Consider the following 7,812-nt stretch of genomic DNA (forward strand, 5'->3'; position numbering starts at 1 on the left):
AGGAGGTGACCATAATGTCCGAAAATCTATCGTTATTTGACGATGCGACCAATTTCCAGCCGAATTACGTGGTGGGCAAAGTGGCCGCCATTTTTTTTAGTAGTCCAGATTCCTTTTTTAAAGTGTTGTTAGTCCATGTTGATGAAACAGATCTAGACTGGGTTGAAGATGAGATCGTCGTCACTGGTTCTTTTGGTGACGTGGCTGAGGAGGGTACCTATCGCTTCTTCGGGAAAGTTGTCGATCATCCAAAATATGGCAAACAGTTGGCTGCTAGTAACTATGAAAACGAAACGCCAACATCTAAAACGGGCTTGATCAAATATTTATCAGGCGATCAATTTCCTGGGTTAGGCAAGAAAACGGCTGAACGAATTGTGGAAACACTGGGGACTGGCGTGATCGACAAGGTGGTCAAAGACCCGAGTGTGGTGGATTCAATTGGTTTGAAGGCCTCCGTCAAGGAACATTTTGTGGAAGTACTGCAGGAAAATCACGGTACTGAACAGGTCATCATTGGTTTAAACGGTTTTGGCTTTGGGAGCCAGCTGGCCGCGGTTATTTATGATAAATATAAGCAAGATACCTTAAGTATTATTCGCGAGAATCCGTACCAATTGGTCGAAGACATTAATGGAGTCAGCTTTAAACGGGCAGACCAAATTGCTGAACAACTGGGCTTCGATGCTGATTCAGCAGGACGGTTACGGGCAGCGTTACTGGAAACATTAACCGATTTAAGTTATTCATCTGGGGACACATACACGCAGGTACAGCCGCTGATCACAGGCGCCACTGCGTTATTAGAAAACGCGCGTAACGTGCGGATTTCACCGGATAGTTTAGCTGATCAAATGTTAGCTTTGGCGAAGGACCAAGTGATTGTCGGTAACGGACAACAAGTGTATTTAAAATCGGTGTATGACACCGAATGGGATAGTGCCGAACATTTACAGCGACTGCAACAAGACGCAGATAAGCTGATTGATGATGACGTGGACTTGGATCATGAGATTCGTTGGGTTGAAAAACAACTGGATATTTCATATGACGAGGCGCAGCAAGCAGCAATCAAGTCTGCATTGACCTCACCAGTATATTTACTGACGGGTGGACCTGGTACCGGTAAAACGACCATTATTAATGGAATTGTGGCATTATATGCACATATTCATGAGTTATCACTGGATATTAATGAGTACGAAGATGAAACATTTCCAATTTTATTAGCTGCACCGACTGGTCGAGCAGCTAAGCGAATGAGTGAAGTGACTGACTTGCCAGCTAGCACCATTCACCGGTTGTTAGGATTGACTGGTCGTGAAAACGAAGCTGAGCAAAACTCGGCCAAGGATTTGAGCGGTGGGTTATTGATTGTCGACGAAATGTCGATGGTGGACACGTTCCTATTCCGGACGCTGATTCAAGCAGTGCCAAATCATATGCAAGTGGTCTTGGTGGGTGATCGGGATCAACTACCATCCGTTGGGCCAGGACAGGTATTTGCTGATTTATTGAAATCTGGATGTATTCCTGCAACGGAACTGACGACGATTTATCGGCAGGATGATACCTCGTCAATTATTCCCTTGGCGCATGCGATTAAAGAAGGCGGTCTACCTGATGATTTCACAGTTAATCAAAGTGACCGTAGTTTCTTTTCCGCAAGACCGTATCAAGTGGTTGATGTAATTAGCCAAGTGGTGGAACGTGCGAAGAAACGGGGTTTTGCGAAGGCTGATATTCAGGTGCTGGCGCCAATGTATCGTGGCGCCGCCGGTATCAACGCGCTAAACACTGCCTTGCAGAATATTTTAAATCCACCAAGTAGTAGTCGCACCAAGGAAATTGAGGCACATAACGAGCATTTCCGAATTGGTGACAAGGTGTTGCATTTAGTGAACAGTCCCGAAAACAACGTATTTAACGGCGATATGGGCGAAATCGTCGGGATTGATTTGGCCAGTGCGAAGGATAACTTGGACAAGGTCGATAAACTAACAATTGCGTTCGATCAAACGGAAGTGGAATATTCTCGCCAACAGTTTGACCGCATTACGTTAGCTTACTGTGTGTCGATTCATAAGGCACAAGGGTCGCAATTCAAATTGGTGATTCTGCCATTAGTACCGCAGTTTCGGCGGATGTTACAACGAAACCTGTTGTATACCGCGGTGACCCGGGCACAGCAATGGTTGATTTTAGTCGGGGACCAACAGTCCTTTACGGACGCTGCTGAAAATGAATCAGTTAACCGACACACAACATTGCAGGAGCGAATTCAAAAGGTATTTGGAAAAGAAATCGCTGAAACAACAGAACCGGCACAGCCAAAAGTTGGACCGGCAAGTGAGGCGCCGGCTTCAACACCAAAAGTAAGTGAATCAGTCATCCAAGATACACCGGCAGAGCCGCAAACGACGGTGTTGACCACTAGCATGGTACTGGGTGGCGACGTGGATCCGATGATTGGCATGCAAGGTGTAACACCGACCAGTTTTGCGCCCGCTAATTCATAAAGCGTACTTAGTGGCAAATTTACAGTTAGAACCTTACACTATGATAGAATTCGTCATCGCGTGAGGGGAGAACCAACATGGCACAAGCAGACTTAACAAATGAAACAACTACGGCAGCTCAGGCTGCGTTGCAAGATCATTGGCAACGCAACACTGGGCTCTTTTTGGCGGCACAAAACTTTTTCTTGTTTGGATCGTCATCCGTGTACTTTGCGATTTTATGGTACATTGCGTTGCAAACGTCCTCGGGAACTTGGATGATGCTGGCCACATTGGCGCAGAGCTTGCCACAGATTTTAGTCTCATTGTGGGCTGGTGTGTGGGCCGATCGTTTTAACCGACGGAATTTGTTGATGTGGGCCACTGGTGGTGTGACGGTGGTGACTTTAGGTATCGCGTTGCTATTTTACTTTGGCTGGCGAGACTTATGGTTACTCTTGTTGATTGCCGCCGTTCGTTCCACTGGTAGCGGAATTGAAATGCCAGTTGGAAATGCCTTATTACCACAATTAGCACCACGTAAAGAGCTAACGCGAATGAACGGGCTAAATCAACTTATCAATGCGGTGTTGTTGTTATTGACACCAATTATCTCCGGCTTAATTCTCGGTAAATTAGGAATCATCTTTATCTTCGTCATTGACGTGGTAACGGCCGGCGTTGGGTTAGGATTATTAGCGTTGATTCGTATCGCACCTGCTGTTTTGACAGAGCAAAAGGCAACGATGGGAGCTGTGACATCGACCTTGAAGCAAATTGGTGGCGGCCTGAAATTCACGTTTTCACATGGCTTTATGCGTAAATTCATGCTGCTGATTGCGTTGGCCTTTATCATGATTGCACCAAGTTCACAGTTGTCGACGTTGTTTGTTAAACAAACATTTGGCAGTCAGGTCATGCTGCTGACGCTAAACGAGTTACTGTGGACAGCTGGTGCGACGGTAGGTGGTTTGTGGATCAGTAGTCATCAGCACATTAGTAAGAAAATCCCGCTGATTGCCCTGGCACTGGGTGTAAGTGGTGTGGCATTCTTTGCAATGGGGGTTCCGGAACCATTTTACGTTTATCTGTTCTTCATGTTCTTAAGCGGAATTGCGATGCCTATTATTCAAGCAACCAGCAATATTTTGATTCAAGAGACTGTCAGCACAAACATGATGGGGCGGGTTTTCTCCATTTTCCAGATTGTCTCGACGGGGATTTACCCATTGGCGATGCTGTTCTTTGGACCGCTAGCAGATGTCATCTCCATTAAATGGATCTTTATGGCCAGCGGAATTGCATTAGTCGCTGTTGCATGGTGGTTTAACACCAGTTTGAAACAGACCGGAATAGACCAATAAAACTTGGATAATCAGTGGGTTAGGGCTTGTCTTTGCCCGGTGAGCTTGCGATAATAATGGTAATTGAGATTTTTTGGAGGCAAACATGAGTGAAGCAAAATCTGGTGGTGACATCAAGCTCTTTACGTTGAACACTAACCGGCCACTGGCTGAAAAAATTGCGGCAGCCATTAACATTCCGCTAAGCCCTTCGACAATCAGTACGTTTGCTGATGGTGAAATTGCCATTAGTATTGATGAAAGCGTTCGTGGTGACGAAATTTACGTGATTCAATCTGTCAGTGATCCGGTGAACAGCTCGTTCATGCAGGTAATGATCATGGTTGATGCGTTGCGTCGTGCAAGTGCCGGTGAGATCAACGTGGTATTACCATATTATGGTTATGCCCGTTCTGACCGGAAAGCCCGTTCTCGCGAACCAATTACGGCTAAGCTAGTTGCCAATTTCTTGCAAATTGACGGTGTTGATCGTGTCTTGACCCTTGATTTACATGCGGACCAAGTTCAAGGTTTCTTCAATATTCCAGTTGATCACTTGCTCGGGGCACCCTTGCTTGCCAAGTATTTCTATACAAATGATCTGTTAGATAACGTTGTGGTTGTGGCACCAGATCACGCTGGTGTTTCACGGGCCCGCAACTTCGCTGAACTGTTGAAGGCGCCAATTGCCATTATCGACAACCGTTCAGAAGATCAGTTTGATCCTGAGCCAGATTCTGTGATTGGGTCAGTTGCCGGTAAACGCGCTGTGTTAGTCGATGATATGATTGATACTGCCGACCGGATGTCTGTTTCTGCAAATATTCTGAAGTCTGCTGGTGCTGCCGATGTTTACGCGGTCGCAACCCACGCGGTATTCTCAGGTAACGCGGCCCAAACATTATCAGAATCGCAGTTGAAAAAGGTTATCGTAACCGATTCAATCGTGGTTCCAGAAGAAAAACAATTTGACCAATTAGAAGTCATCTCAGTGGCTGATTTAATGGGTGAGGCAATCATGCGCATTCACAACAATCAACCGGTAGATGAGTTATTCATCTCAAAGCAAAACCCAGATGTGAAGTTAAGATAACAAACAGAGCCAAAAAAAGACCGGTAGGCACCGAGCAATTGCAGGAACGGCGGTAGTGGGGCAAAGCCCCCGGACGGCGGTCAGGCAATGCACAGGTGGCTGGTCTTTTTTTAGCGTTTAAAAGCACAGAGCCAAAAAAAGACCCGGGTGCTTCCGAGCAAGAACAAGGACGGTGGTAGGAGCAAAGCTCCGGACAGCGGTCAGGTTCTGCACAGGAAGCAGGGTCTTTTTTTAGCGTTTTAGAAGAACAGAGCCGAAAAAGACCCGGGTTGCTTCCGAGCAAGAACAAGGACGGTGGTAGGAGCAAAGCTCCGGACGGCGGTCAGGCAATGCACAGGAAGCAGGGTCTTTTTTAGGCGTTTTAGACAGAATAACCTCAAAACCTCCCCGCCACTAAACTCTAACAACGAATTTTATAAGATTCTAATCCATCTCTCTCGCCGCAAATTCAGATTTACGTTAGAATAGTGGTATAAACCAATTGAGAAAGAGGTTATCAATTCATGTATCAAGCAGATGAAACACGTTATGAGAATATGCCCGTTCGGCGGGTAGCAGATACTGGCTTCATGTTGCCAGCAGTTAGTTTTGGCTTGTGGCGAAACTTAGGCGATCAACAACCATACGCCAATAGTCGTGAAGTAATGTTGAAGGCTTTTGATAACGGTATTTTTAGTTTTGATAACGCCTCTAACTATGGTCCTAGTAATGGATCTGCTGAAGAAACGTTTGGACGGGTCTTTGAACAAGATTTGAAACCATATCGAAATGAGTTAGTCGTAACGACTAAGGCTGGCTTCCATATGTGGCCTGGACCGTACGGCGAATTTTCATCACGCAAAACGTTGATGAACGCGCTGGAACTGTCTTTGAAGCGCATGCATCTTGATTATGTAGATGTCTTTTACATGCATCGTTTTGATCCACACACATCACTTGAAGAACAGGTTGAAACCCTCGATTTGATGGTTAAACAAGGGAAGACGTTGTATGTTGGGGTATCGAACTTTGATGCTGAACAGACGGCTGCCATCACGAAACTCTTTAAAGAACATCACACGCCGTTTGTGGTCAATCAGAGTAGTTACAACATGATTAACCGTAGCGTTGAAGAAGACGGCTTACTGGACGTATTACGCGCTAATAAGTTGGGGATGGTTGCATATGGACCGTTGGCTGAAGGGCTGCTGACCGATAAGTATCTGGGTGGCATTCCGGCTGATCTACCAATTCACTGGAGCAATAAATTATCGCTTGATCAAGGTAGCGATAAAGTGGTTGGTAAGTTGAATGCTTTGAACGACCTGGCCAAAGATCGTGGACAGTCACTTGCCCAAATGGCATTGGCATGGCTGCTGCATGATGCCGTCGTGGCCAGTGTTGTGATTGGTGCTTCGCATGTTGATCACTTGTTGGGCAACATTAAAGCAGTTGAAAATCTAACATTTACGCCAGATGAAATTGCCCATATTGATACGATTTTAAACGCATAATATAAGGATCTTTATGAGAATGGTACAAATAAACTCATCATTTTCTAAAGTAAACCGTTGACAAGTTTTTTTGTGTGCGTTAATCTTTATTCAATTCCATATGACAGATAACAATGTGAACAGGAAAGTAACACTAACGAGACTGTCCAGAAAACCTGCATTTGCTGAGAGCAGGGTAGCTAAGTTAGGGTGAAAATGGCCTGCGATTGGTGTCATCGAGCACAACTGTGCCAGGTGACAATGAATTGGCGCTCATTAACGCGCACACCGCTACTGGGGAATTCTAGACCCTTTCTTAGTGTCGGTTAATGAGGAGCCAAATGTAAATTTGACTTGAACTTAGAATGGTACGCGAACGCTCGCTTCTAATTTAGTAATAAATTAGAGGTGGGCGTTTTTTAGTTGCTGCACACTGAAATCTGTCATATGAAGTCATGCTTGCATGGCATAAACTAAATTGAGCAATTGTTCATCAAAAGGAGAATGATTATGAATAAAAAATTTCGGCGTGTGTTATTAGGTGCAACATCTGTATTGGCTTTGACATTAGTGTTAGCTGGTTGTGGTAAATCAGCTAAGTCAACGACGACGGTCAAAGTCGGAATCGTGGGTAACGACGATGAAAAGATTTGGAAACCAATTGCTAAGGATGTTAAAAAAGACGGTATTGATTTAAAAATCGTTAGCTTCTCTGACTACACGCAGCCTAACCAGGCGTTAAACGATAAGCAAATCGACATCAATGCCTTCCAACATTATTACTTCCTGGATCAATGGAACAAAGCACATAAGACTGATTTGACCTCAGTTGGGAAAACGGTTGTTGCACCATTAGGACTGTTCAGTAAGAAAGTTAAGCAACCAGGTGACTTTAAGAAGGGTGACCAAATCGTCATTCCAAACGATGCAACGAACGAAGGTCGGGCATTGAACCTGTTGAAGAATGCAGGATTGATCAAGGTTGATAACGCAAAGTTGCCAACGCCAAAGGACATCACTTCGAATCCGAAGAACCTGAAGATTACACCAGTTGCTGCTGATCAAACACCGCGCTCCCTTGATTCAGCAACCGCTGCTGTTGTTAACAATACGTACGCAGTGGACGCTAAGTTAGACATCAAGAAGGCCGTTTACGCTGAAAAGATTGATAAAAACGTTAAGCCATACATCAATATCATCGTGGCACGCAAGGCGGACAAGAACAAGAAAGCCATCAAGACAATCGTGAAGGATTATCAAACGAAGCGGAACGCAAAGGTCATCGACAAACAGTTCAAGGGCACTTCAGTACCAGCCTGGAATTTGAACGTTAACAAATAGATGCACCAGAGAGTGGGACAAAAGTCGGGAAGTCGTGAGCAAGACCTAGAACGACCGTACGGATT

5 protein-coding genes are annotated in these 7,812 nt (G+C 45.1%); all 5 read left to right on the forward strand.

Features of this window, described 5'->3' with window-relative positions; translation table 11 throughout:
* The first annotated feature begins 14 nt into the window (after positions 1-14).
* The 5 genes from recD2 to IV55_RS04855 all read left to right on the forward strand — a co-directional run bounded on the left by recD2 (position 15) and on the right by IV55_RS04855 (position 7,747).
* A complete protein-coding gene (gene recD2 / locus IV55_RS04835) occupies positions 15-2,519 on the forward strand; it encodes an SF1B family DNA helicase RecD2 (RefSeq protein WP_057809899.1) in 2,505 nt (834 codons plus the stop codon).
* 77 nt (positions 2,520-2,596) lie between these two features.
* Positions 2,597-3,862 carry an MFS transporter gene (locus tag IV55_RS04840; protein ID WP_057809901.1) on the forward strand — a complete coding sequence of 422 codons (1,266 nt, stop codon included), beginning with the start codon at positions 2,597-2,599 and terminating at the stop codon, positions 3,860-3,862.
* 85 nt (positions 3,863-3,947) lie between these two features.
* Positions 3,948-4,934, forward strand: coding sequence for a ribose-phosphate diphosphokinase (locus IV55_RS04845; RefSeq protein WP_057809903.1), 987 nt, complete (start codon positions 3,948-3,950; stop codon positions 4,932-4,934).
* A gap of 503 nt (positions 4,935-5,437) precedes the next feature.
* Positions 5,438-6,427, forward strand: coding sequence for an aldo/keto reductase (locus tag IV55_RS04850; RefSeq protein ID WP_057809905.1), 990 nt, complete (start codon positions 5,438-5,440; stop codon positions 6,425-6,427).
* A gap of 489 nt (positions 6,428-6,916) precedes the next feature.
* Positions 6,917-7,747: a MetQ/NlpA family ABC transporter substrate-binding protein gene (locus IV55_RS04855; RefSeq protein ID WP_057809907.1), complete on the forward strand. Its 831-nt coding sequence runs from the start codon at positions 6,917-6,919 to the stop codon at positions 7,745-7,747.
* Positions 7,748-7,812 lie beyond the last annotated feature (65 nt).

It is taken from the genome of Furfurilactobacillus siliginis (genome assembly GCF_001437435.1).
In the GTDB taxonomy this organism is placed as follows: domain Bacteria; phylum Bacillota; class Bacilli; order Lactobacillales; family Lactobacillaceae; genus Furfurilactobacillus; species Furfurilactobacillus siliginis.

Coding starts and splice junctions, on each gene's coding strand:
- recD2 (WP_057809899.1), top strand. CDS start 15: ATGTCCGAAAATCTATCGTTATTTGACGATGCGACCAATTTCCAGCCG.
- IV55_RS04840 (WP_057809901.1), top strand. CDS start 2,597: ATGGCACAAGCAGACTTAACAAATGAAACAACTACGGCAGCTCAGGCT.
- IV55_RS04845 (WP_057809903.1), top strand. CDS start 3,948: ATGAGTGAAGCAAAATCTGGTGGTGACATCAAGCTCTTTACGTTGAAC.
- IV55_RS04850 (WP_057809905.1), top strand. CDS start 5,438: ATGTATCAAGCAGATGAAACACGTTATGAGAATATGCCCGTTCGGCGG.
- IV55_RS04855 (WP_057809907.1), top strand. CDS start 6,917: ATGAATAAAAAATTTCGGCGTGTGTTATTAGGTGCAACATCTGTATTG.